The sequence below is a fragment of the Streptomyces sp. 142MFCol3.1 genome, from assembly GCF_000424945.1.
Taxonomy (GTDB): Bacteria; Actinomycetota; Actinomycetes; order Streptomycetales; family Streptomycetaceae; genus Streptomyces; species Streptomyces siamensis.
This window is the reverse complement of sequence record NZ_AUKV01000026.1, coordinates 79259-104515: the sequence shown is the minus strand read 5'-3', so window position 1 is coordinate 104515 and position 25257 is coordinate 79259. Positions and strand designations below refer to the sequence as shown.

Below are 25257 nucleotides of genomic sequence, written 5' to 3'. Positions count from 1 at the left end.
GACGTCAGCCAGTGAATTTCACGTCCGTGATGGCTTGCTTGTAGCCAGGTTGGCTGTAGTTGGCTGCGTCGTTGCCCGAGTACGGCATCGCGGTCAGCCACACGAGTACATAGCGGCTCTTCTTCTGCTTGCCGACCGTCACCTTGGCGGAGGTGCCGTTCGTCGTCACCGAGCCGAGCTTCGTCATCGAGCTCAGCGGCGTGGACGAATCCGGTGCGTCGGTCGCGTACAGCTCGACCGTCGTGTGAGGGCCGCCGTACCGGAGCGCGAGGTCGGCGGTCGACACGCTCTGGGCGGAGCCGAGGTCGTAGACGATGCCGACACCGGGCTTGATCAGTATTTTCGGACCTTCTTTGTAGCTGTTGGTCCGCCACCCGGTCGTCGGGCTGTTGTCGTACGTCTTGCCCACGTCGTTCGGGTGTTGCGCGTCGCCCTCGGCCACGTACTCCGTGGCGCCCTGGATGGCGATCGGCTTGGTCGGCTTGGTGTTGTCGTCGCCCTTGTCGTTGCCGTCCGTCGTGTGCGTCTGCTTGGTGTCCTCGGGCTTGTCCCCGCGGTCCATGAGCGCGTCCGCGAGCTGCCAGCTGCCGAGTCCCAGAGCGGCGATGAGCAACGCCGACACGGCCCACTTGAGCGCCTTGCCGGTACGGCTCTGCAACGGGGGCGGCGGGGTGGGCAGCGGCTGGGCGGCACCGGGACGGGACGCGGGGCGGCCGTACGTGCCCTGCTGGTAGGTCGTGCGCTGGTACTCCGGCGGGGCGGTGAAAACGGGCTCCGGCGGGCGGATGCGGGGCATCTCGCTGATCGCCTTCACCAGCTCCTCGGGCGTGGTGCACGGCGATTCGTGACGGGAGGCCGTCGCGCCGTCATTGGCGAGCGCGCGCATGGCCAGCTCGGAAAGCCCTCGGTGGACCCCGGCGCGCACTTGGTCCGGGGCGATGAGGCCGACGCCCTTGGGCAGCCCGGACAGGCCGTACGCGTCGTTCTCGTACGGCCAGCGCTGGGTGAGCGCGGCGTAGAGGAGCGCGCCGATCGCCTCCGTGTCCGTGCGCTGCGGGGTGTCGGAGCTGATGCCGCGCAGTGCGGCGTTCACGGCGAGCCCGCGGATGCGCCACTGGCCGGTCGACGTGCGCAGCACGGCGCCCGGAGTCAGACGCAGATGCGCGAGACCCTCGCGGTGGGCCGCGGCCATGGCCTGGGAGACCTGGCTGACCATCTGGTAGGCGTCGTGCACCTCCAGCGGACCGGCGGCCAGGAGCGCCGTCAGCTCGGTGGCGTCCGGGAGCCACTCATGGACGACGTAGACGAGGTCGTTCTCCTCGACGGCGTCCAGGACCTGGACGAACCGAGGATCGCCCAGGAGGGCGGACGACCGGGCCGCCGCCAGTACCGAACGGGCCCGCGGATGATCGGCGGGCAGTAGATGAACGCCGACGGCACGGCGGAGTTTTTCGTCCACCGCGCGCCAACTGCTGAAACCGTCCAGTCGGGTGACGCACTCCTCGAGGCGGTAGCGCCTGGCGAGTTTGTGACCGCTGTGCAACTCGGGCGGTGAGGCCTTTCCGGGATTCTCGATCCCGCCGCTCCCCTGTGCCTCTTCGCTGTCCGTCTCCCGCTCCCGGTCCTGGGCCACCCCGTCGGACGTGGACTGGTCCGCCTTGGCGGTCAGCGGCTCGTCACCGCTGTTGTCTGCCACGTCGACGGCAGCCGTGCTCCGTTCCGCCACCGTCGTTCCCGCCTCCCCATCCGTTGCGCACTGTCCGACGCAGAAACCAATTGTGCCCACAGTCCGGCGCTATGCACGACACACGGCGACGGACGATGGTTGTGCGCGTACCCCCGCCTCAGCGCCCCAGGCGCCCGCGGACCATTCCGACCATTGAATTCAGTTCTTCGATGCGCATCTTGCGCGCGGCGACGTAGAAGACGCCGAGGAGGGCTACCGAACCGACCAGCAGCGCCGCGATCGATCCGATGACCCCGTCCCCGAGGGCCTCGGTGACCGCAAAGCCGATGGCGCCACCCACCACGGCGCCCGGGACGGCGGCCAGGCCGAGACGTGCGTACGTGCGCAGGACCTGGGCCCCGTCGAGGTCGCCACCGAGGCGCTTGCGCAGTCGTCGCCAGGCCACACCGACACCTACGGCGTAGGCCAGGCCGTACGCGCCGGCCATGCCGACGACGGCCCATTCCGCGGGCAGGATCACGTAGCACAGGGCCGAGGCGGCGGCGTTGACCGCGGCCACGATGACCGTGTTGTAGAAGGGGGTGCGGGTGTCCTCGTACGCGTAGAAGCCGCGCAGGACGACGTACTGCACCGAGAACGGGATCAGGCCGAGGCCGAAGGCCATGAGCACGTAGCCCATCGACTGGGCGGCGTCGATGCCGCTGGCGCCGAAGAGCAGGGTGCACATCGGGATGCCCAGCGCGACGAACATGAAGGCCACGGGCACGATCGCGACGGCCGAGGTGCGCAGACCGTGGGAGATGTCGTCCCGCACCGCGCCGGCGTCGCCGTCGTGGGCGGCGCGCGAGATCCGGGGGAGCATCGCGGCCATGACCGAGACGGTGATGATCGCCTGCGGCATGCCCCAGATCAGCTGCGCGTTCGAGTAGGCCATGATGCCCGCACCGCTCTTGCCCGAGGCCTTGCCCGCGGCGGTGGCGAGCTGGGTGACCACGAGGACGCCCGCCTGGTTGGCGAGGACGAAGAGCACGGTCCACTTGGCGAGCTTGACGGCCTTTCCGAGGCCGTGGCCCTTCCAGTCGAACCGCAGCCGGAAGCGGAAGCCGGTCTCGCGCAGATACGGCACCATCGCCAGGGCCTGCACGACCAGGCCGAGCAGCGTGCCGACGCCCAGCAGACGGACTCCGTCCGCGGGGATGTTGTGGACCGACATGCCCGAGTCGCCGGACGTCCCGTAGACCCACAGGAACAGACCGAAGGTGGCGATCATGACGATGTTGTTGAGGACCGGGGTCCACATCATCGCGCCGAACTTTCCGCGGGCGTTGAGGATCTGCCCCATGACCACGTGGATGCCCATGAAGAAGATCGTGGGCAGGCAGTAGCGGGCGAAGGTGACGGCGACGTTGTTCGAGGCCGGGTCACTGGCGACGGAGTCCGACATCAGCTGGATCAGCAGCGGCGCCGCGAAGACCACGATCGCGACGATCACACCGAGGGCGACCATGACGAGGGTCAGCAGGCGGTTGGCGTAGGCCTCACCGCCGTCCTCGTCCTCCTTCATGGATCGCACCAGTTGCGGTACGAACACGGAGTTCAGACCGCCGCCGACGGTCAGGATGTAGATCATGGTCGGCAGCGTGTAAGCCACCGTCCACGCGTCACCGAGGGTCGCGGCGCCCAGGGCAGCCGTGATGATCATGGTCCGTACGAACCCGGTGAGCCGGGACACCAGCGTGCCCGCAGCCATCACGGCGCTGGACTTCAGCAGACCCGAGGCCCGCCCGCCGGACTTCCTCGACGCGGGTACGGCGGCGGGGGCTGCCGGTGCCGTGGCGGCCGGAGCCGGCTCGGGAGCCGGTGCGGGGACACCGGGCGTGGCGGCGTACGCCCCGGCCGGAGCGGCGTACTGCGGACGGCCGCCGCCCTGTTGCTGGTCCCGGAAGAGATGGGCGAACGCGTCGGGCTCGTGACGCTCGTCACCGGCCTGGGTGACCAGGTCGTCGACACCGACGTACTGGGTGGTGCGCGCGTCGTCGCCGTAGGGCAGGTGACGCGTGGGGCCGGCCGGCTCGGGCGGGGGCGTCTGGGCCCACACGCGCGGGTCGGGGGCGTGCTGAGGCGTTGGGGGCTGCGCGTAGAGCGCCTGCGGCGGGTAGTACGTGCCGGGAGGCGGCGGGGGGTGCGCGGCACGGTCGTAGAGCGCCTCGGTCACCGGATCCTGGGCGGAGAGGTCCTGGCCCCGGTAGGGATCCTGGTTGTAGGCGTCCTGGAGGTACATGTCGGCCGGGGGGCCCGGCTGCGTGTGGCCCTGCTCCGGCGGGGGGCCCTCGGGGTAGCCCTCGGAGTATCCGTCCGGGTAGCCCGAGCTGCCCGCGCCCTGGCCGCGGTCACCGTTGTACGGCGCGTTCATGGTTACCCCACCTCATCGTCCCCGGGCCGACCGGCCACGACATCGCTCAACGGTCCACTCTCTCACCCGTCCCGGACGGGTCGGCGCTTTCCGGTGCGGTGTCCGGTGTCGGGTCACTCGGGTGCTCCGGGTCGTCTGCCCCGGACTCCGCTTCGGACTCCCTTTCGGGGTCCTTCGCGGAGTCTTCGGCATCCTCAGTGTCTACGGTGCCGTCCGCATCCTTGTTCACGGCCTCGTCCTCGGGACCGTCCTGCGCCTCCTCGGCATGCCGGGCGGCGGCGCGCTTGCGCTGGGTGTACATCCGGAAACCGGCGAGGACGAGCAGCAGGACGCCACCACCGATGACCAGCATCACCGTCGGGGTGAACTCGGTGACCTTCACCTCGAAGGTGACCTCGGGACCGTACGCCTGACCATCGGCCGTGTACAGCTGCGCGACGACCATGACCGGGCCGTTCGCCTCGGCCGAGGTGGTGAACTTCACCGACTGGCTGTGCTCACCGGCGACCTTGATCGGCTGCTCGTCGTAGGGGCCGTTCCCGATCTTGAGACGGTTGGGCTTCTTCGACGTGAGACGCAGCACCAGATTGTCGACACCCTGCACCAGGTTGTTCTGCACCGTCACGGGGATCGTGGCGCTGCGCCCGGAGAGCTTGGCGTCGGACTTGTCGATCAGCCGGACGAGCCCGGTCAGGTTGTTGAGGTACGCCTCGACGCCGACACGGAAGGTCGCCGCCTCGGCGGGCCTGCCCCGCCACGACGTGGACATCCCACGGTCTATGGCCCGGCCGAACGGGGTGGCCACACGGGACTTGTCGGTGAGGATCACCTGGAAGTTGTCGAGCTTGGTCTGCGTGGCCTGGATCCGCTCGAAGGCCGAGCGCGGCAGCTCCTGCTTCCGCAGCGAGGACGGGTAGGCGGACGCCGAGGGCACCTTCGTGGTGGCGGCCGGGTCCGGCTTGGCCTTGGCCGCGGCGGTCAGGCCCTGGGACTCCGACCAGTTCCCCTCCTGGAGAGCCTTCAGCGCCTGTGCCATCGTCTGGGCCTGGCTCGCGGACGGCATGCGCTGCGGGGCCACCACGATGCTGCGCTGCTCGTCCTCCTGCAGGTTGATCATCAGGCTCTGGGCGAGGAATTCCTGGATGGCGAGGGTGGAATTGGCGGCCTTCGTCATGTCGCCCTGGAACTGGGTCGACAGACGGGCGTCCGCGACGACCGCCGTCGTCCCGCCGCCGATGGGGCGGGCCGCGCTCGGCGTGTACGAGAGTCCGCCCGTCTCACGCATGCTGTCGCTGCGGGCGATCACCGTGTCGGCACCGGCCGAGGTGGCCACCTTGACGATCGAGGGGTCCACGGCGCCGTCGGCGGGCCAGGCGAACTCGGTGCTCGGCTTCACATGCAGGATCGTGTCCACCGTGCTGGCGGCCACGTCGGTGGCCTCCTTGAGATGGCTCAGCGAGCCGGTGACGTCCTTGCCGTTGTGCGCCAGCGAGGCGAGGTCAGGGTCGGCGAAGGGGAGAGCGACGACCTTCTTGTCCTGGACCGTCTTCTCCAGCTTGTCCAGCCAGGCCTGGGCGACCGCCTGGTTCTTCCCGGCCGTGGTGGTGCCGTCGGGCCCCTGGATCCGGTAGCTGTCCCGCATCGCGTCCACGGAGGCCAGCAGGTCGGGATCGAGGACCCAAGTCACGTCGAGATCGCTGCCCAGGGACAGCATCTGGTCCAGCCGGCCTCCGGGAGAGAGCTCCTTGGCCAGTTCGTCGTTCTTGAAGACGCGGGTCTGCTGCTCGTCCGATCCGGTCTCCGCCGTGAGGTGGACCGTGGAGATCAACGGCCAGAGGTACGTCGTCCTGGTCTTGGTGTCCGCCGCCTCGGGCTGCCAGGGCAGGAACGTCCGCTCGATGCCGAGTACCTGGTCCCACTGCTGGGCCGCGGTCCGGCCGGTGAGCGAGACGGCGAGCTGGTAGACGCCGTCGTCGCCGAGATCCAGCTCCTTGACGGGCACCGAGATGCTGAAGCGCTGCGAGACGCCCGCCGCGAGTTCTGAGAACTTCGCCACGTACTTGCCGCCGAGCTCCGCCGCGTCGAGGCCCGGCTGGAAGCTGGTGCGCCGTGTGGCGGTGTCGATGGCCGAGCGGCTGTTCAGGGAGGGCCCCACACGCAGGCCCACATGGGCGTCCGTGATCTTCTGCTTGCCCTTGTTGGTGACCGAGCCGGAGACGGTGACCGTGTCGCCGTCCGTGGGGATGCTGGGGCTGAGCGAGTCGAGGGACACGTCCACCGTGCCGGAGCCCGTGGCTTGGGCCGCAGAGGCCTTCTGGACGGCCGCTGCGGGCGCGCTGAGGGGCAACTGGAGCAGCCCTGCCAGCAGCGGTGCCCCGGCCAGCAGCGCTCCGCTGCGCCGGAGCCACCGGCGGGGACCCGTCCCCTGGAAGTCTGCCGCCTCGGCCACGCGCTCGCCCGTCCCTCGTCGTCGTCAGTGGTCGTCGGAATGTGCGTCCACGCATGGTAACGATGCGCGCTGAGGGGAAGTGCCGCGGAGGGCTCACAAGATCGGCCGAGAGCGCATGCTGTCCTGTATATGCGCGTATTGATGCGCGTACCGAGAGAGGGCGCCTGTGCACGTTTTATGGAGGCGCTCGCGGGGGTCTCGGCCACGTACTCTTTTCTGTTGTGCCGAACGCCAACGAAGACACTTCCAGTGCCCTGAGCCAGGTGCAGCACCGCGCGGTGAGCGAGCTGCTGCGGGTCTCCCCTGTCGCCGACGACCTCGCCCGCCGTTTTCAGGAGGCCGGGTTCTCGCTCGCCCTGGTAGGCGGATCGGTGCGGGACGCCCTCCTCGGCCGGCTCGGCAATGATCTGGACTTCACGACCGACGCGCGCCCCGAGGACGTGCTCAAGATCGTGCGGCCCTGGGCGGACGCCGTCTGGGAGGTCGGGATCGCCTTCGGCACGGTGGGTGCTCAGAAGGACGCCCGGGTGGACGACGTGGAGCAGTCCTTCCAGATCGAGATCACGACGTACCGGTCCGAGGCGTACGACCGGACCTCGCGCAAGCCCGAGGTTTCCTACGGCGACTCCATCGAGGACGATCTCGTGCGCCGGGACTTCACGGTGAACGCCATGGCCGTGGCGCTGCCGGAGAAGGAGTTCATCGACCCGCACGGTGGGCTCGACGACCTGTCCGCCCGCGTCCTGCGTACCCCCGGCACCCCGCAGGCGTCCTTCTCGGACGACCCGCTGCGGATGATGAGGGCCGCGCGATTCGCTGCTCAGCTCGACTTCGAGGTGGCACCCGAGGTCGTCGCGGCGATGACAGACATGGCGGTACGCATCGAGATCGTCTCGGCGGAGCGGGTGCGGGACGAGCTGAACAAGCTGATCCTTTCCACGCACCCCCGCAAGGGGCTGACACTGCTGGTGGACACGGGCCTCGCCGATCATGTGCTGCCCGAGCTCCCCGCACTGCGTCTGGAACGTGACGAGCACCACCGGCACAAGGACGTCTACGACCACACCCTGATCGTCCTCGAGCAGGCGATGGCTCTGGAGGAGACAGGCCCCGACCTGACCCTCCGGCTCGCCGCACTGCTGCACGACATCGGCAAGCCGCGCACACGTCGCTTCGAGAAGGACGGCCGGGTCTCCTTCCACCATCACGAGGTGGTGGGTGCCAAGATGACCAAGAAACGGATGACCGCACTCAAGTACTCGAACGAACTCGTGAAGGACGTCTCCCGACTCGTCGAACTTCACCTGCGCTTCCACGGGTACGGAACGGGCGAGTGGACGGACTCTGCCGTCCGGCGCTACGTGCGTGACGGCGGACCGCTTCTCGACCGTCTGCACAAGCTGACCCGTTCCGACTGCACCACGCGGAACAAGCGGAAGGCTTCGGCGCTGTCCCGCGCCTATGACGGGCTCGAGGAGCGTATCGCTCTGCTCAAGGAGCAGGAGGAGCTCGACGCGATCCGCCCGGACCTCGACGGCAACCAGATCATGGAGATCCTCGGCATCGGTCCGGGCCCGGCCATCGGGCAGGCGTACAAGTTCCTGCTGGAGCTGCGCCTCGAGAACGGCCCGATGGAGTACGACGTGGCTGTGGCAGAGCTCAAGGGATGGTGGGCTGCGCGGCAGGACGTTGCCGCGCAGAGCTGAGGTGCTCGCAGCAGTGTCATGTTTCACGTGAAACACGACGCGGTGAGCGAGGCCCGGCGTCCCTGTCGGAGCGGCTGGGGCATGCGAAAGGGCGGTGTTTCACGTGAAACACCGCCCTTTCGCGACGTCCGGCTCCGCGGGTTACTTGTTGTCACCCAGGCAGAGCGTGAAGGACTCGCCGGTTTCCTTCCACGTCAGCGTGGCCGTCGTGCCCGTGACGCTCTGACAGGTCAGCTGGGGAAGCGAGGCGCCGTCCGCCTTCTTGAGGACCTTGTGCGTGGCCTTGGAGTCGCCGCAGTCGACCTGGACGACATCCGGGTCGTTGTCCGTGCCCTTGTTGTACAGGCAGTCGCCGACAGCAAGCTTCTTGGCGTCCTCGCCGTCCTTGCTGACCAGCCATCCGCCGACGATGACGGCGAGGCCCGCGACGGCCACGATTATGCGGAGGTACTGCTTGAAGCCGCGCTTCGGGGCCTGCGGCGGCACGGGGGCGTACGGGGCGCCCTGCTGCGGGTAGCCGGGCTGGCCGGGCTGCTGCGGGAAACCCTGCGGCGGCTGCTGGCCGTAGGGAGCCTGCCCCTGGGGCGGGGTCTGAGCGAACGGGTTCTGGCCCTGGGGCGGCGGAGTGGTCACTTGGGGGTCCCCCTAGAACTTAGGCACGTGACGCGAATAAGACGCACGTAAGCTATCGGGCCGCTGTGACAACTCAGTAGTCCGGAGGGGGTCTGTGGCACTGATGTGACACTTACTGCAGCTCAAATCGGGCCATAGTCACAGCAATCGCTCCGTAGAGCGTCGCCACGATGACGACGAGAGAAACCGATCGTCCGTCAGAAGGCAGTATCAGGGCGGCCACTGCGGCGGCGCCGACGAAGGCGACGTTGAACAGAACGTCGTACACGGAGAAGATCCGTCCCCGGAATCCGTCGTCCACCGATGACTGCACGATCGTGTCGGTGGCGATCTTGGCGCCTTGTGTGGTCACGCCCAGGACGAACGCCGCGACCATCATGGGCGCGGGGGCGAAGGGAAGGGCGAGCGCGGGCCCCAGGACCGCGGCGGCTCCAGCGCACGCGGCGATCCAGCCGCCGGGGCCCAGCCGGCCGGCTGCCCAGGGCGTCACCACGGCCGCGACGAAGGAGCCCGCCCCCGAGAGGCCCACCGCGAGCCCCAGCAGGGCCAGCCCGTCGTCGGACTCGGACGCCCAGGCGTACCGGCAGAGCATCAGCACCATGACGGTCAGTGCGCCGTAACAAAAGCGCATCAGCGTCATCGCCAGGAGTGCCCAGGCGGCTTCCCGCCGGGCCGGCTCGGCCAGGTGTCGTATGCCCGCCGCCAGGCCCCGCGCGGTACCGGTGACGGCCGAGACGAGGCGAGGGTGGGCGGACACCCGGTCCGGACCGAGCAGCTCCGGGGCGATGCGCAGAGAGGCGAGAGCGGCACACAGGTACAGAGCCGCGCCGACGAGGACGACCGCCGCGTCGGAGTCCGAGGCGACAAGACGCACGGCGAAGGCGAGAGCGCCGCCGATCGTCGCGGCGAGAGTGCCCGCCGTCGGAGAAAGAGAGTTGGCCATCACCAGCCGGCCCCGGTCGACGACGCGAGGCAGCGCGGCCGACAGACCGGCCAGGACGAAGCGGTTCACCGCGGTGACACACAGCGCGGAGACGTAGAAGAGCCAGTCGGGGACATGGCTCAGCATCAGAACGGCCGTCACACACGCCAGCGCGGTCCGCAGCAGATTGCCGTACAGAAAAACCTGTCGGCGCCGCCAGCGGTCCAGCAGCACGCCCGCGAAGGGGCCGACGAGGGAGTACGGGAGCAGCAGGACCGCCATCGCGGAGGCGATCGAAGCCGCCGAAGTCTGTTTCTCCGGCGAGAAGACCACGTATGTGGCGAGGGCGACCTGATAGACGCCGTCGGCGCCCTGGGACAGCAGCCGTATGCCGAGCAGGCGCCTGAAGCCCTGGAAACGCAGAAGTACGCGCAGGTCACGCACGACAGCCATGGGGCACAGCCTCACATACGAGGAGGGTCCCCGGACGCAATGCCCGAGGACCCTCAACAGCACTCACGAGGATGTGCTTTAGCGCTCGACCTCGCCCTTGATGAACTTCTCGACGTTGGCGTAGGCCTCGTCGTCGAAGTACTGGACCGGCGGGGACTTCATGAAGTAGCTCGACGCGGAGAGGATCGGTCCGCCGATGCCGCGGTCCTTGGCGATCTTCGCGGCGCGCAGGGCGTCGATGATGACACCCGCGGAGTTCGGGGAGTCCCAGACCTCGAGCTTGTACTCCAGGTTCAGCGGAACGTCACCGAAGGCACGACCCTCGAGGCGCACGTACGCCCACTTGCGGTCGTCCAGCCAGGCCACATAGTCCGACGGACCGATGTGGACGTTCTTCTCGCCCAGGTCGCGGTCGGGGATCTGCGAGGTGACGGCCTGCGTCTTCGAGATCTTCTTCGACTCGAGGCGGTCGCGCTCCAGCATGTTCTTGAAGTCCATGTTGCCGCCGACGTTGAGCTGCATGGTGCGCTCGAGACGGACACCGCGGTCCTCGAACAGCTTCGCCATCACACGGTGCGTGATGGTCGCGCCGACCTGCGACTTGATGTCGTCGCCGACGATCGGGACACCGGCCTCGGTGAACTTGTCGGCCCACTCCTTGGTGCCGGCGATGAACACCGGGAGGGCGTTGACGAAGGCGACCTTGGCGTCGATCGCGCACTGCGCGTAGAACTTCGCCGCGTCCTCGGAGCCGACGGGCAGGTAGCAGACGAGAACGTCGACCTGCTTGTCCTTGAGGATCTGGACGATGTCGACCGGGGCCTCGGCGGACTCCTCGATGGTCTGGCGGTAGTACTTGCCGAGACCGTCCAGGGTGTGGCCGCGCTGGACCGTCACGCCCTTGTTGGGGACGTCGCAGATCTTGATGGTGTTGTTCTCGCTGGCGCCGATGGCGTCCGAGAGGTCGAGGCCGACCTTCTTCGCGTCGACGTCGAAGGCCGCGACGAACTCGACGTCACCGACGTGGTACTCGCCGAACTGGACGTGCATGAGGCCCGGCACCTTGGACGCCGGGTCGGCGTCCTTGTAGTACTCGACGCCCTGTACCAGCGACGCGGCGCAGTTGCCCACGCCGACGATGGCTACGCGAACCGAACCCATTCCGGTTGCTCCCTGTGTGTATCGGTGAAACCCCGAATGGGCCTCACGTGGCGGTGTCGTCGGACGGATCCGGCCGGGTGCTGTCCCGGTGCCGGGGCAGGCCGCCCGTCTCTCCAGATGTGCTGTCCTGCTGAGCGGAGCCTTCGGAGGCGGAACGCTTGATGTCCCGTCCCGCTCGCTCGCTCTCGATGAGCTCGTTCAGCCAGCGCACTTCGCGCTCCACGGACTCCATTCCGTGGCGCTGGAGCTCAAGCGTGTAGTCGTCGAGGCGCTCCCGGGTGCGCGCCAGGGAGGCACGCATCTTCTCCAGACGCTCCTCCAGCCGGCTGCGGCGGCCCTCCAGTACGCGCATGCGTACGTCGCGTGACGTCTGCCCGAAGAAGGCGAAGCGAGCAGCGAAGTGCTCGTCCTCGTACGCGTCCGGGCCCGTCTGCGAGAGCAGCTCTTCGAAGTGGTCCTTACCTTCTGCCGTCAACCGGTAGACGATCTTGGCGCGACGCCCGGCGAGTGTTGCGGCGAGGGCGTCCTCAGGTGCCGACCCCGATTCCTCGATCAACCAGCCGTTGGCGACCAGCGTCTTGAGGCAGGGGTAGAGCGTCCCGTAGCTGAACGCACGGAACACACCCAGTGACGTATTGAGTCGTTTGCGCAGCTCATAGCCGTGCATCGGGGATTCGCGGAGCAGGCCGAGTACGGCGAATTCGAGGATCCCGGAACGTCGGCTCATCGTCGCCTCCTCCCCTGTCGCCACCCGTCAGCGCGGCCTTTATGCCGTGCTGATGTATCGACTCGATACATCAGCACGATAGAACGACCGTCCGGATGCGACAAGAGGGGTCACGGTGAACGGCGTCACATCACCGATTGATACGAAGCGAGTTGCCTGATTTGAGGTGAACTTCGAACCTAGGTGGGTTTTGGCGGTGCGTAGTCTGTGCGGCATGCACACCACCGGGAACCGAGTGACACCTGAGGGCGTCATCGTCTTTGGTGCAGTACGGGTGAATGTACAAACGACCACATCCGTACTTCGGGGGGACCGGAAACCAGCCGCCGTTTCCAGGCGCGCAAAGGTGCGCCTGCCCGAGGAGTAATCGTTCGATGAGCGAGCACCGTCGCAAACCGCCGCAGCCGCAGGGCGGCGGACGTGCCGCGGCCCGACGCGGTCAGCCCGGCCCGTCCGAGGGCCGCCGCGCGGCACCGCGAGGCGCCACCGGGTCTCCTTCCGATTCCTATGGTTCGGGGGGTGAAGAGCGCCCGTTCAGCAGCCGTGCCGAGGCTCGGCGGGCCTCACAGCGAAGTAGTAGTAGTGGCGGAGGCCGACGCAGAGCGGCCGACGGCGCCGGGCGGGGCCCCGGAGGCGGTGGCGGCCGACGCGGCGGCCCCGCGGGGCCTAACGGCCCCGGACGCGGCCGTGGCCGTGCTCCCGTGCCCGCCAAGAAGCGCATCATCGACTACCCGCGTGCCGGCAAGTACGGCGCGGCACGCTGGGTGCCGTCATGGAAGCTCGTCACCGGGCTGTTCATCGGCTTCTGCGGCAGCCTGGTCGCGGTGGCCGGCATCGCGTACGCGATGGTGTCCGTGCCCAAGGTCGCCGACACCGCCACTGCGCAGAACAACGTCTACTACTGGAAAGACGGCACGGAGATGGTCGCCACCGGTGGTGAGACGAACCGGCAGATCATCAACTACGACCAGATCCCCGAGGCGATGCGGTACGCGGTCATCTCGCAGGAGAACAAGACCTTCGAGACCGACAGCGGCATCGACCCCAAGGGCATCGCGCGGGCCCTGTTCAACATGGCCAAGGGCGGCCAGACCCAGGGTGGCTCGACCATCACCCAGCAGTACGTCAAGAACGCGATGCTGGACGACCAGTCGCAGACAATCTCGCGAAAGTTCAAGGAGCTCTTCGTCGCGATCAAGGTAGGCGCCACGGTCGACAAGGAAGACATCATGGCCGGCTACCTGAACTCCGCGTACTACGGTCGCGGTGCCTACGGCATCCAGGCGGCCGCGCGGGCGTACTTCAACAAGGACGCCGTCAAGCTGAACGCGAGCGAGTGCGCCTTCCTCTCGGCGGTCCTCAAGGGCGCCACGTACTACGACCCGGCCGGCGCGACCGAGGTCGACCCCGCGGCCACGCCCGAGGACAACACCAGGCGGCTCAGGGCCCAGTGGGCGGACACCTTGGACAAGGAGGTCGAGTACGGCCACCTGAGCGCCTCTGACCGCAACAAGTTCAAGGACCTGCCCAAGTGGAAGAATCCGCGGTCCAACACCCGGCTCAGCGGCCAGATCGGCTATCTCGTCGACCTCGCCAAGGGCTACATCGTCAACAACACGGACATCACGGCCAGCCAGCTCCAGCGGGGCGGCTACTCGATCCACACGACCTTCGACAAGACGAAGGTCGACGCGCTCACCGCGGCCGTGTCGAAGGTCCAGAAGGCCAACATCAAGCCCAAGCAGCGTCCGAAGACGGACACGCACGTCCAGTTCGGCGGGGCCTCCATCGACCCCAACACCGGCGCGATCAGGGCCATCTACGGCGGTGAGGACGCGACCAAGCACTTCACCAACAACGCCGACCAGACCGGTGCCCAGGTGGGTTCGACGTTCAAGCCGTTCGTGCTGGCGGCCGCCATGTCCTGGGGTGCCCGTGATCCCGACGGCGACCCGGTCCAGGCACAGGACGAGCGCACCATCGTCTCTCCGAAGAGTCTCTACAGCGGCAAGAACAAGCTGAAGATCCGGGACTACGACCGCCAGGTCTGGATGGACGACAAGGGCAAGGAGTGGCTCCAGCGGAACGACGGCAACCAGTCGTACAACCCGCCGAGCTACAAGATCGACCTGCGTGAGGCGATGCGGGAGTCGGTGAACTCCGCCTACGTCCAGCTGGGCATGGACGTAGGCCTGGACAAGGTCAAGGAGGCCGTCCTGGACGCCGGCATCCTGAAGTCGAGTCTGGCCAGCTCCAACTATCCGTCGTTCTCGCTGGGTACTTCCTCGCCGAGCGCCATCCGCATGGCGGGCTCCTACGCCACCTTCGCCGCCAGCGGCAAGCAGCGTGACCCGTACTCGGTCGACAAGATCACCAACAAGGACGGCACGGTCTTCCGTCACGCCGATGTCGCGAAGACGAGGCAGGCCTTCACCGAGAAGGTGGCCGACAACGTCACCGACGTGCTGAAGACCGTGGTCGAGAAGGGAACCGGTACCAACGCCCAGCTGACGGGCCGTGACGTGGCCGGCAAGACCGGTACCACCGACGGCAACAAGTCCGCCTGGTTCGTCGGGTACACGCCCCAGCTGTCGACCGCGATCGGCATGTACCGCCTGGACGACGACGCGTCGAACAAGAACCGCCAGTTCCTCCAGATGTACGGCACGGGTGGTGAGAAGACCATCCACGGTGCCTCGTTCCCGTCGCAGATCTGGCGCGACTACATGGAGCAGGCACTGAAGGGCGAGAAGGCGATTCCGTTCCCGAAGCCCGAGGAGATCGGCACGGTCCTCAACGACGTCCCGAGCCCGAGCGTGACCCCCTCGGCCACCGAGAGCGCGGTGGAGACCCCGACTCCGACCCCGACTCCCAGCGAGACCGTGACGTCTCCCTCACCCTCGACGAGTGAGAGCTGCAACAAGTTCGACTGGAACTGCAACAACAACGGCGGGACGGACACCGGCGGTGTCGATACCGGTGGTACCGACGGTGGCGTCACATCCACACCTACGGAGACCACCACGACCGGGAGCACAAAAGGCAACGGCAATGGCAACGGAGGGATCTTCGGAGGACCGAACGGTTAGCTGCCTTCAGTCAGTCTGTTTCACGTGAAACACACCGTTTCACGTGAAACGAGGGCCGCCGCACCCCACCGGGTGCGGCGGCCCTCGGCGTATTCTCAGGCTCGTACGGCAGGATGTGCGGCATGCCCAGTGCAGAGACGACGCGAGCGAGCGCGCACGAGCCGGAGCTGGTACGGCCGACCAGGGAGGACGAGGTCGCCGCGAACGGCAGCGAGCTGTTCGGCGGCCCCATCGGACGCCGAGCCCTGCTCGGCACGTCCTGGTGGACGCCCGTGCGCGTGATCGCGCTCGTGGCGATCGGCATGTTCGCCCTCGGTATGGTGCAGAAGCTGCCCTGCTACGACGGCGCATGGTTCTTCGGCGCCAGCTCGCAGTACACGCACGCGTGCTACTCGGACATCCCGCACCTCTATCAGGGGCGGGGCTTCGCCGACGGGCTCGTGCCGTACTTCGACAAGATCCCCGGCGACATGCAGTACCTCGAGTACCCGGTGCTGACCGGTGTCTTCATGGAGGTCGCGGCCTGGCTCACGCCGGGTGGCGGGAGCATCCAGCACCAGGAACAGATCTACTGGATGGTCAATGCCGGGATGCTGATGGTGTGCGCGGCGGTCATCGCCGTCTGCACCGCCCGCACCCACCGCCGACGCCCGTGGGACGGCCTCCTGGTCGCTCTGGCGCCCGCCTTCGCTCTCACGGCCACCATCAACTGGGATCTCCTCGCCGTCGCCCTGCTGGCCGCCGCGATGCTGATGTGGTCACGGGGCCGCGTGCTGGCGTTCGGAGTGCTGATCGGGCTCGCCACGGCCGCGAAGTTCTACCCCTTCCTGGTGCTCGGGCCACTCTTCCTGCTCTGCTGGCGGGCCGGCAGGTGGCGCGACTTCGGCACGGCCCTGCTCGGCTCCGTGGGAGCCTGGCTCGCGGTGAACCTTCCGGTCATGTATTTCGCCCCGGAAGGGTGGGCGAAGTTCTACAGCTTCAGCCACGATCGCGGTGTCGACTTCGGCTCGGTCTTCCTGTTCGTCTCGCAGTGGCTGAAGATCACGATCACCCCCGACGCCGCGAACAACTGGGCGCTGGTCATGATGGTGCTCGCCTGTGTGGGACTGACCGTCCTCACGCTCACCGCCCCGCGACGTCCCCGCTTCGCCCAGCTCGCCTTCCTGATCGTCGCGGTCTTCATCCTCACCAACAAGGTCTACTCACCGCAGTACGTGCTGTGGCTGGTTCCGCTCGCCGCGCTGGCCCGGCCGCGCTGGCGGGACTTCCTGATCTGGCAGGCGTGCGAGGTCACGTACTTCCTGGGGATCTGGCTGTACCTCGCGTACACGACCAGTGGTGACGCCCACAAGGGCCTGCCGACGGACGGGTACCAAGTCGCCATCCTCGTCCACCTGGTGGGGACCCTGTACCTCTGTGCCGTGGTCGTCCGGGACATCTTCATGCCGGAGCGCGACCCGGTTCGCCGGGCGGGCGACGACGACCCCTCGGGCGGTGTGCTGGACGGGTCCGAGGACGTCTTCGTCCTCGGTGCGGCGGCCCATCCGCCGCGGCATGCGGCGCACTTCGAGGGGCCTCAGGTCGAGTGGGGCAGCCGCCCCGTACCGGCAGGTGACGGTTCGCCCTGAGCGAACATGGCGTAGAGAGGCTACGCAAAAGGCCGTACACGGAGACCCGCGTACGGCCTTTCTGCTGCTGCGATCCGGTCAAACCCCGGGGTCAGCGCTCGACGATGCGGTCGAACTGCGTGGTGGTGTGCCGCAGATGCGCCACCAGTTCGTCGCCCACCTTCGGTTCCGTGGCGTCAGACGGCACGAAGAGGATCGACACCTGCATGTGCGGCGGCTCGGCGAACCAGCGCTGCTTGCCCGCCCAGACGAACGGAGAAAGGTTCCGGTTGACCGTCGCGAGGCCGGCGCGTGCGACGCCCTTGGCACGCGGCATGACGCCGTGCAGCGCCTTCGGGGCCTCCAGGCCCACGCCGTGCGATGTACCGCCCGCCACGACGACCAGCCAGCCGTCTGAGGCCGTCTTCTGCTGCCGGTAGCCGAAGCGGTCGCCCTTGGAGACCCTCGTGACGTCCAGGACGGCTCCCCGGTACTCGGTGGCGTCGTGGTCGCCCAGCCACAGCCGCGTGCCGATCCGGGCCCGGAAGTGGGTCTGCGGGAACTGCTGCTGGAGCCGCGCGAGTTCCTCGGCCTTGAGGTGGCTGACGAACATCGTGTGCAGTGGCAGCCGGGCGGCGCGCAGGCGGTCCATCCAGCCGATGACCTCCTCGACGGCGTCCGAGCCGTCGGTGCGGTCGAGCGGCAGGTGGATGGCGAAGCCCTCCAGCCGGACGTTCTCTATGGCGGCGTGCAGATGCGGCAGGTCCTGCTCGCTGACGCCGTGGCGCTTCATCGAGGACATGACCTCGATGACGACACGGGCCCCCACAAGGCCGTACACGCCGTCCACGGACGATACGGAGCGGATGACGCGGTCGGGCAGCGGCACGGGCTCCTCGCCCCGCCTGAACGGCGTCAGCACCAGCAGGTCGCCACCGAACCAGTCCTTGATCCGGGCGGCCTCGTAGGTGGTGCCGACCGCGAGGATGTCCGAGCCGAGGCGCGTGGCCTCGTCCGCGAGCCGCTCGTGGCCGAAGCCGTAGCCGTTGCCCTTGCAGACGGGGACCAGCCCCGGAAACTGCTCGGACACGTGCTTGTGGTGTGCCCGCCAGCGCGCGGTGTCGACGTAGAGCGTGAGCGCCATGGCCGGTCCCGGAACCTTTCTCGTGGCTGCGGTGTATCAGAGGTATGAAAGGAAATTGTGGCGGATCCGCCGGACCTACGGGGCGACGCCGTGCCGGAAACGCGGCTCGGCGGGTGGCCCGGGCCGGTTCAGCGGCGCGACATGTAGATGTCGAGCGCCTTGTGGAGCAGCTTGTTGAGGGGGAAGTCCCACTCGCCGAGATACTCCGCGGCCTGGCCGCCGGTGCCCACCTTGAACTGGATGAGGCCGAAGAGGTGGTCGGTCTCGTCCAGAGAGTCGGAAATGCCGCGCAGGTCGTAGACGGTCGCGCCGAGGGCGTACGCGTCGCGTAGCATCCGCCACTGCATCGCGTTCGAGGGCCGAACCTCACGGCCGATGTTGTCCGAGGCTCCGTAGGAGTACCAGACGTGCCCGCCGACGACGAGCATCGTCGCGGCCGACAGGTTCACGCCGTTGTGACGCGCGAAGTACAGCCGCATACGGTTGGGGTCCTCGGTGTTGAGGGCCGTCCACATGCGCTGGAAGTACGAGAGCGGGCGGGGCCGGAAGTGATCGCGCACGGCCGTGATCTCGTAGAGCCGCTGCCACTCCTCCAGGTCCTGGTAGCCACCCTGGACGACCTCGACGCCGGCCTTCTCGGCCTTCTTGATGTTGCGGCGCCACAGCTGGTTGAAGTTCTTGTGGACCTCTTCCAGAGAGCGGTTCGCGAGCGGCACCTGGAAGACGTAGCGGGGCTGGACGTCGCCGAAGCCGGCGCCGCCGTCCTCGCCCTGCTGCCAGCCCATGCGGCGCAGCTTGTCGGCGACCTCGAACGCGCGCGGCTCGATGAAGTCGGCCTCGATGTCACGCAGGCGCTTGACGTCCGGGTTCTGGATGCCGCCCTTGATGGACGCGGCTTCCCAGCGCCGGATGATCACCGGCGGGCCCATCTTCACGGAGAAGGCGCCCTGCTGCTTGAGATGCGCGAGCATCGGCTGGAGCCAGTCGTCGAGGTTCGGCGCGAACCAGTTGATCACCGGGCCCTCGGGGAGGTAGGCGAGATAGCGCTTGATCTTGGGCAGCTGGCGGTAGAGCACCAGGCCCGCTCCGACCATCTCGCCGGTCCGGTCGTCGAACCAGCCGAGGTTCTCGGAGCGCCACTCCGCCTTGACGTCTGCCCAGGCCGGGACCTGCATGTGGCTTGCCGAGGGCAGGCTCTGGATGTATGCCAGATGCTGCTCTCGACTGATGGTCCTCAGGGTCAGGCTCATTCGGGGCGCTCCTCGGGCTGGTGTGTCCCCATGGGTACAGGGGCTCCGGCTCTCGCGCCGAAGCCTACTGCGCCCTGCGAGCGCCCCGTCTGGCCGTATGGAACCTTGGCCCCGGGCAGGGTGTGGAGGGGGTCCCGGGGTCAGAGGAAAACGGGCGTTCGGGTCAGAAGAGGCCGCCGAAGAGGCCTCCGTGCGCCATGCCGAGGAAGAAACCCACGGCCGAGGCACCGAGTCCCAGGATCAGGCCGAACCGCTCACGCGTCGTCTCGGAGATGAACTGTCCGTATGCGCCGGTGAGGATGCCGATCAGGCCGGCCCACGAGCTGATCAGATGAAGGCTGTCGAACATCGCCGTGACGAAGGCCGTGATTCCGAGCACCAGGGTCACTGCGAGCAGGGAGTCCTGGAGTGGATGAGGCTTGCCGTCCGTGGCGAAGAGGGATCCGGTCGAGCCAGTGGTGTTGGGTCGCAATACCTGTGCCATGGGGCACCTCCTGCGGAAGGCCGCGCATCGTAGCGCCTTACACACCCGATGTGTACAGACTGACGGTCTCCCCGGTCGGATTTCAACCGGAAGCCACCGTGCAGGTAGTCTGTACCGTCTGCACCGGTGTCTGCCCAGGTTGTGACCGGGTCGAAACCCAGGTCACAGCACTGATGGCGTCTGGTACTCCGTTCGGTTCACCGACGGGGGCACCCGATTGTCAGTGGCGGCCGATACCGTTGCGTACGCATCACAACCCTCCTGCCACGGAACGACCGTGGCCGTTGAGTCCAAAGGAGGTGGGTTCCACATGCGTCACTACGAGGTGATGGTCATCCTCGACCCCGATCTTGAGGAGCGCGCTGTCTCTCCCCTGATCGAGAACTTCCTCTCCGTGGTCCGTGAGGCCAACGGAAAGGTCGAGAAGGTCGACACCTGGGGCCGTCGTCGTCTCGCGTACGAGATCAAGAAGAAGCCCGAGGGCATCTACTCGGTCATCGACCTGCAGGCCGAGCCTGCGGTCGTCAAGGAGCTCGACCGCCAGATGAACCTGAACGAGTCGGTCCTCCGGACCAAGGTCCTCCGCCCCGAGACCCACTGAGCTCTCCCGCTCAGCTGAACTCGGGATTCGAGTAGCAGCACCAAGCAGCCAGCAGCAAACCCGCCGAGAGGTTCCCCATGGCAGGCGAGACCGTCATCACGGTCGTCGGCAATCTTGTCGACGACCCCGAGCTGCGCTTCACCCCTTCCGGTGCGGCGGTCGCGAAGTTCCGTGTCGCGTCCACCCCCCGCACCTTCGACCGTCAGACCAATGAGTGGAAGGACGGCGAGAGCCTGTTCCTGACCTGCTCGGTCTGGCGTCAGGCGGCGGAGAACGTCGCCGAGTCGCTCCAGCGAGGCATGCGCGTCATCGTGCAGGGCCGGCTGAAGCAGCGGTCCTACGAGGACCGTGAGGGCGTCAAGCGCACGGTCTACGAGCTGGACGTCGAGGAAGTCGGCGCCAGCCTGCGGAACGCCACGGCCAAGGTCACCAAGACCACGGGCCGAGGCGGCCAGGGTGGCTACGGCGGTGGCGGTGGCGGCGGCCAGCAGGGCGGCGGCTGGGGCGGTGGCTCCGGCGGCGGCCAGCAGCAGGGCGGCGCTCCCGCCGACGACCCCTGGGCGACCGGTGCTCCCGCCGGTGGCAACCAGGGCGGCGGCGGTGGTGGCTGGGGCGGCTCCGGCGGCTCCGGCGGCTCCGGCGGTGGCTACTCGGACGAGCCCCCCTTCTAGGGACGGGCTCGTACCCAAACTTCTTGATCACACAGGAGAAACACCATGGCGAAGCCGCCTGTGCGCAAGCCTAAGAAGAAGGTCTGCGCTTTCTGCAAGGACAAGGTCACGTACGTGGACTACAAGGACACGAACATGCTGCGGAAGTTCATTTCCGACCGCGGCAAGATCCGTGCCCGCCGCGTGACCGGCAACTGCACGCAGCACCAGCGTGACGTCGCCACGGCCGTGAAGAACAGCCGTGAGATGGCGCTGCTGCCCTACACGTCCACCGCGCGATAAGGGAAGGGTGACCGACACATGAAGATCATCCTCACCCACGAGGTCTCCGGCCTCGGTGCCGCGGGCGACGTCGTCGACGTCAAGGACGGTTACGCTCGCAACTACCTGATCCCGCGGAACTTCGCGATCCGCTGGACCAAGGGTGGCGAGAAGGACGTCGCGCAGATCCGTCGTGCTCGCAAGATCCACGAGATCGCGACCATCGAGCAGGCCAACGAGATCAAGGCCCGCCTCGAGGGCGTGAAGGTCCGTCTGGCCGTTCGCTCCGGCGACGCCGGCCGTCTCTTCGGTTCCGTCACCCCGGCCGACGTCGCTTCGGCGATCAAGGCCTCCGGTGGCCCCGAGGTCGACAAGCGCCGCATCGAGCTGGGCGCGCCGATCAAGACCCTGGGCGCCCACGAGACGTCCGTGCGTCTGCACCCCGAGGTTGCCGCGAAGGTCAGCATCGAGGTTGTCGCTGCCTGAGTGCAGCGCTCGGCATAGCTGAGAGAAGGGCCGTACCCGAGGGTGCGGCCCTTCTGCCTGCCGTGGGACGCGGCGGTGTTCGTGTCGCAGTGGCCTTTCCGTACGCGGGAGTCGTGTCTCCCTGTGGCGGTCGTCGTTTCACGTGAAACCCCCGTTTCACGTGAAACGGTCAGCGTCAGGCGTCAGCGCGTCGCTCCCGTGACGATCCAGCGTCCCGAGCGGGAGCGCAGCCCCAGGGTCAGCAGGCGGATCGCCATCATCAGCGTCATCGTTGCCCAGAGAGCGGTGAGCCCACCGCCCAGCACAGGGACGAGCAGTGCGACGGGAGCGAAGACCGCCAGGGTGAGCACCATGGCCCATGCCAGGTAGGGGCCGTCCCCCGCGCCCATCAGAACTCCGTCCAGGACGAAGACGATTCCACAGATCGGCTGCGAGAGCGCCACCACGACCAGTGCGGGCAGCGCGGCGTCACGCACAACCGAGTCGCCGCTGAACATCGGCAGGAAGAGCGGGCGCGCCACGATGACCAGCAGGCCGAGTGCGACACCGGTGGCGAGACCCCACTGCACCATGCGACGGCATGCCTCGCGGGCGCCCTGGGCGTCGTCCGCGCCGAGGTAGCGGCCGATGATGGCCTGCCCCGCGATGGCGATGGCGTCGAGGGCGAAGGCGAGCAGACTCCACAGCGACAGGATGATCTGGTGGGCGGCCATATCGGCGTCCCCGAGCCGGGCGGCGACCGCTGTGGCGATCACGAGAATTGCCCTCAGGGACAGAGTACGGACGAGCAGGGGCGCGCCGGCCTGGGCGCAGGCTCGTATCCCGGCGGCGTCGGGACGCAGGGAGGCATCGTGCTCGCGGGCTCCGCGGACGACGACGACCAGGTAGGCCGCCGCCATCCCGCACTGGGCGATGACGGTCCCCCAGGCCGAGCCGGCGATGCCCAGGCCTGCGCCGTAGACGAGGCCGGCATTGAGGGCGGCGTTGGCCACGAATCCGGTGACGGCGACGTACAGCGGCGTCCTGGTGTCCTGGAGTCCGCGCAGGACACCGGTCGCGGCGAGCACGACGAGCATGGCCGGGATGCCGAGCGTCGAGATCCGTAGATATGTGGTCGCGTAGGGGGCGGCGGTGGCGGAAGCGCCGAGCCAGTCCATGAGGGCGGGTGCCGTCGGCAGGACGACGGCGATGGTGGCCGCGCCGATCAGCAGGGCGAGCCAGATGCCGTCCATGCCCTGCCGGATAGCGGCCCGGTAATCGCCCGCGCCGACTCGGCGGGCGACGGCGGCCGTGGTGGCGTAGGCGAGGAAGACGAAGACGCCGACGGCTGTCATCAGGAGGGTCGAGGCGACGCCGAGGCCGGCCAGTTGGGCGGTGCCGAGGTGGCCGACGATGGCGCTGTCGGCGATCACAAACAGAGGCTCGGCGACGAGCGCGCCGAAGGCCGGAACGGCCAGTGCGACGATCTCTCGGTCGTGCCGGCGTCGGACGGCCCTGGGTGCCGCGGGAGCCTGTGTCATGAGCACCAATCTAATCTTCCACAGGTAAGAGACGCAAGGCGATAAAGACCCTTACTAACTGTCAGGTCGGGCGCGTCGCGTCACGTCATTTGCAGCGATCTTGGTCCGACTGGGAAAGTTTTTCTTCTGCACATCCGGTGGATGGAAGAGTCGCAGGTCAGAGCGGTTTTCCTGAAGTGGCTGAGGGCTTGTTCACAGGGCTGTCCACCGTGTCGTGCACAGGTTTTGCCGAGTTCTCCACAGCATCGGGCCCGTCGTCCACATGGCCTGTGGATAACCAGATTGGCTGACGGTGCCCGCGGGCCTAACGTGGTGCGGCGCCCGCTCTCTCCTCCGTCCTCGGAAAGCTCGCAAAACCGACGCGTCAGAACCGGAGTTGGGCCGCTCAGTTGTCAGTGCTGTGCCGTAGAAATGAGGGGCACGGCGAGGTCCGCTCGGCGGACGGGAGGAGGTCGCTCGGTGAGTATTTCCGAGCCCTTGGACGATCCCTGGGCCGACAGCGGGCCCAGTGACCGTCTGCCTTCTTCCCGTCAGCGCCGAGACGTGCGTGGCCGTGACGAGCAGCACGACCGTGACCGGGACACCGGTTCGTGGGAGAGCGGCGGTTCGGCCTTCGAGCGGGTGCCCCCACAGGATCTGGACGCCGAGCAGTCCGTCCTCGGTGGCATGCTGCTGTCCAAGGACGCCATCGCGGATGTCGTGGAGGTCCTCAAAGGACACGACTTCTACCGGCCCGCCCACGAGACCATCTACCAGGCGATCCTCGACCTGTACGCGAAGGGGGAGCCCGCCGACCCGATCACCGTTGCGGCCGAGCTCACCAAGCGGGGCGAGATCACCAAGGTCGGCGGAGCACCGTACCTGCACACCCTGGTGCAGACGGTCCCGACCGCGGCGAACGCCGAGTACTACGCCGAGATCGTGCACGAGCGGGCGGTCCTGCGCCGCCTGGTCGAGGCGGGCACCCGCATCACGCAGATGGGATACGCGGCCGACGGCGACGTCGACGAGATCGTCAACAGCGCCCAGGCGGAGATCTACGCCGTCACCGAGCAGCGCACCACCGAGGACTATCTGCCGCTCGGCGACATCATGGAGGGTGCGCTCGACGAGATCGAGGCGATCGGCTCGCGATCGGGGGAGATGACCGGTGTACCCACCGGATTCACCGACCTCGACTCGCTCACCAACGGTCTGCATCCGGGCCAGATGATCATCATCGCGGCCCGTCCCGCCATGGGTAAGTCCACGCTCGCCCTGGACTTCGCCCGCGCCTGCTCGATCAAGCACAACATGCCCAGCGTGATCTTCTCGCTCGAAATGGGCCGCAACGAGATCGCGATGCGTCTGCTGTCCGCCGAGGCGCGGGTGGCCCTGCACCACATGCGATCCGGCACGATGACCGACGAGGACTGGACCCGGCTCGCCCGCCGGATGCCGGACGTCTCCGCCGCCCCGCTCTACATCGACGACTCCCCGAACCTGTCGATGATGGAGATCCGCGCCAAGTGCCGCCGCCTCAAGCAGCGCAACGACCTGAAGCTGGTGGTCATCGACTACCTCCAGCTGATGCAGTCGGGCGGCAAACGGTCCGAGAGCCGTCAGCAGGAAGTCTCGGACATGTCGCGAAACCTGAAGTTGCTGGCCAAGGAGCTGGAGCTGCCAGTCATCGCGCTCTCGCAGCTCAATCGTGGCCCCGAGCAGCGAACCGACAAGAAGCCCATGGTCTCCGACCTGCGTGAGTCCGGCTCGATCGAGCAGGACGCCGACATGGTGATCCTGCTGCACCGCGAGGACGCGTACGAGAAGGAGTCTCCGCGCGCGGGCGAGGCGGACATCATCGTCGGCAAGCACCGTAACGGCCCGACGGCCACCATCACGGTCGCTTTCCAGGGTCACTACTCGCGCTTCGTGGACATGGCACAGACCTGACCGGGAGCCGTGTAGGGTCTCAGATTTCGTGGCCAAATCTCACGAGCGATGGCCAAGCGAT

The 25257-nt window shown here is 67.7% G+C and carries 19 protein-coding genes; 8 read left to right on the top strand and 11 right to left on the bottom strand.

All coding sequences use genetic code 11. The features are described from left to right. Positions 1 to 4: 4 nt before the first annotated feature. The 3 genes from H305_RS0132345 to H305_RS0132335 all read right to left on the bottom strand — a co-directional run bounded on the left by H305_RS0132345 (position 5) and on the right by H305_RS0132335 (position 6549). A complete protein-coding gene (locus H305_RS0132345) occupies positions 5 to 1726 on the bottom strand; it encodes a protein kinase family protein (protein WP_028804098.1) in 1722 nt (573 codons plus the stop codon). A 118-nt stretch (positions 1727 to 1844) separates the two neighbouring features. Beyond that, a complete protein-coding gene (murJ, locus tag H305_RS0132340) occupies positions 1845 to 4100 on the bottom strand; it encodes a murein biosynthesis integral membrane protein MurJ (protein WP_028804097.1) in 2256 nt (751 codons plus the stop codon). A 46-nt stretch (positions 4101 to 4146) separates the two neighbouring features. Beyond that, positions 4147 to 6549, bottom strand: coding sequence for a DUF6049 family protein (locus H305_RS0132335; RefSeq protein WP_028804096.1), 2403 nt, complete (start codon positions 6547 to 6549; stop codon positions 4147 to 4149). Between the two features lie 221 nt (positions 6550 to 6770). On the opposite strand from H305_RS0132335, the gene H305_RS0132330 reads away from it, so the two are divergent. Continuing rightward, positions 6771 to 8255, top strand: coding sequence for a CCA tRNA nucleotidyltransferase (locus H305_RS0132330; protein WP_028804095.1), 1485 nt, complete (start codon positions 6771 to 6773; stop codon positions 8253 to 8255). Between the two features lie 141 nt (positions 8256 to 8396). Here the strand turns inward: H305_RS0132330 and H305_RS0132325 are convergent, their stop codons facing one another. From H305_RS0132325 to H305_RS0132310, 4 genes are all read right to left on the bottom strand, one after another. Further along, positions 8397 to 8888 carry an LppU/SCO3897 family protein gene (locus H305_RS0132325; RefSeq protein ID WP_028804094.1) on the bottom strand — a complete coding sequence of 164 codons (492 nt, stop codon included), beginning with the start codon at positions 8886 to 8888 and terminating at the stop codon, positions 8397 to 8399. Between the two features lie 112 nt (positions 8889 to 9000). Beyond that, on the bottom strand, positions 9001 to 10263 hold the full coding sequence (locus H305_RS0132320) for an MFS transporter (protein ID WP_028804093.1): 1263 nt from the start codon (positions 10261 to 10263) through the stop codon (positions 9001 to 9003). Between the two features lie 78 nt (positions 10264 to 10341). Next, the gene (locus H305_RS0132315; protein WP_028804092.1) at positions 10342 to 11424 is read right to left on the bottom strand and encodes an inositol-3-phosphate synthase; all 1083 of its coding nucleotides are present in this window, start codon (positions 11422 to 11424) and stop codon (positions 10342 to 10344) included. Positions 11425 to 11467: 43 nt separating this feature from the next. Then, positions 11468 to 12151, bottom strand: coding sequence for a PadR family transcriptional regulator (locus tag H305_RS0132310; RefSeq protein WP_028804091.1), 684 nt, complete (start codon positions 12149 to 12151; stop codon positions 11468 to 11470). Positions 12152 to 12525: 374 nt separating this feature from the next. On the opposite strand from H305_RS0132310, the gene H305_RS0132305 reads away from it, so the two are divergent. Together H305_RS0132305 and H305_RS0132300 are read left to right on the top strand one after the other, a co-directional pair. Next, positions 12526 to 15240, top strand: coding sequence for a transglycosylase domain-containing protein (locus tag H305_RS0132305; RefSeq protein ID WP_078629359.1), 2715 nt, complete (start codon positions 12526 to 12528; stop codon positions 15238 to 15240). A 122-nt stretch (positions 15241 to 15362) separates the two neighbouring features. After that, on the top strand, positions 15363 to 16868 hold the full coding sequence (locus H305_RS0132300; RefSeq protein ID WP_028804089.1) for a glycosyltransferase family 87 protein: 1506 nt from the start codon (positions 15363 to 15365) through the stop codon (positions 16866 to 16868). A 91-nt stretch (positions 16869 to 16959) separates the two neighbouring features. Here H305_RS0132300 and H305_RS0132295 read toward each other — a convergent pair whose 3' ends face one another. From H305_RS0132295 to H305_RS0132285, 3 genes are all read right to left on the bottom strand, one after another. Further along, positions 16960 to 17991 carry an alanine racemase gene (locus H305_RS0132295; protein WP_028804088.1) on the bottom strand — a complete coding sequence of 344 codons (1032 nt, stop codon included), beginning with the start codon at positions 17989 to 17991 and terminating at the stop codon, positions 16960 to 16962. Positions 17992 to 18119: 128 nt separating this feature from the next. After that, positions 18120 to 19241 carry a peptidoglycan bridge formation glycyltransferase FemX gene (femX, locus tag H305_RS0132290; protein ID WP_028804087.1) on the bottom strand — a complete coding sequence of 374 codons (1122 nt, stop codon included), beginning with the start codon at positions 19239 to 19241 and terminating at the stop codon, positions 18120 to 18122. A gap of 163 nt (positions 19242 to 19404) precedes the next feature. Further along, a complete protein-coding gene (locus H305_RS0132285) occupies positions 19405 to 19725 on the bottom strand; it encodes a hypothetical protein (RefSeq protein ID WP_028804086.1) in 321 nt (106 codons plus the stop codon). 310 nt (positions 19726 to 20035) lie between these two features. On the opposite strand from H305_RS0132285, the gene rpsF reads away from it, so the two are divergent. The 4 genes from rpsF to rplI all read left to right on the top strand — a co-directional run bounded on the left by rpsF (position 20036) and on the right by rplI (position 21744). Further along, on the top strand, positions 20036 to 20326 hold the full coding sequence (gene rpsF / locus H305_RS0132280) for a 30S ribosomal protein S6 (RefSeq protein ID WP_028804085.1): 291 nt from the start codon (positions 20036 to 20038) through the stop codon (positions 20324 to 20326). Positions 20327 to 20403: 77 nt separating this feature from the next. Beyond that, the gene (locus H305_RS0132275; protein WP_028804084.1) at positions 20404 to 20997 is read left to right on the top strand and encodes a single-stranded DNA-binding protein; all 594 of its coding nucleotides are present in this window, start codon (positions 20404 to 20406) and stop codon (positions 20995 to 20997) included. Between the two features lie 45 nt (positions 20998 to 21042). Further along, a complete protein-coding gene (rpsR, locus tag H305_RS0132270; RefSeq protein WP_003949403.1) occupies positions 21043 to 21279 on the top strand; it encodes a 30S ribosomal protein S18 in 237 nt (78 codons plus the stop codon). 18 nt (positions 21280 to 21297) lie between these two features. Then, complete coding sequence (rplI, locus tag H305_RS0132265; RefSeq protein ID WP_028804083.1) at positions 21298 to 21744, top strand: 50S ribosomal protein L9; 447 nt, start codon at positions 21298 to 21300, stop codon at positions 21742 to 21744. Between the two features lie 182 nt (positions 21745 to 21926). Here rplI and H305_RS0132260 read toward each other — a convergent pair whose 3' ends face one another. Next, the gene (locus H305_RS0132260; protein WP_028804082.1) at positions 21927 to 23264 is read right to left on the bottom strand and encodes an MATE family efflux transporter; all 1338 of its coding nucleotides are present in this window, start codon (positions 23262 to 23264) and stop codon (positions 21927 to 21929) included. Between the two features lie 459 nt (positions 23265 to 23723). Here H305_RS0132260 and dnaB point away from each other — a divergent pair, with 459 nt between their 5' ends. Next, the gene (gene dnaB, locus H305_RS0132255; protein ID WP_028804081.1) at positions 23724 to 25196 is read left to right on the top strand and encodes a replicative DNA helicase; all 1473 of its coding nucleotides are present in this window, start codon (positions 23724 to 23726) and stop codon (positions 25194 to 25196) included. Positions 25197 to 25257: the final 61 nt, after the last annotated feature.